General features: G+C 60.3%; 1 pseudogene. It reads right to left on the bottom strand.

Annotation, left to right across the window (positions count from 1 at the left end):
* Positions 1-247, bottom strand: a pseudogene (locus P8629_RS12475) (hypothetical protein); the annotation flags it as partial.

The following is a 247-nucleotide window of genomic DNA, read 5'->3' on the forward strand; positions in this document are numbered from 1 at the left end:
GCAGTTTCAAGATAGTGTAAGCGCCGCCCGCCATGGCAACGCTGGCAATCAACAGCAGCAGATAGTGGCTATCGACCCCTGCCAGAGCGAACAGCGCGGTGAGCGCCAGAAAGCCCAACATGGCCAGGTTCTGGATCCAGTTATTGGCGGCCATCACGGTGCCCAACTGGTGGTCGGCCGCATGGAACTGCCGCAGAGCCTGGTGCGCTTCGTATTGGGATTTCTGCTCACCCGCCGCTATCGGGTT

The sequence above is a fragment of the Hydrogenovibrio sp. 3SP14C1 genome, assembly GCF_029625905.1.
Lineage (GTDB): Bacteria > Pseudomonadota > Gammaproteobacteria > Thiomicrospirales > Thiomicrospiraceae > Hydrogenovibrio.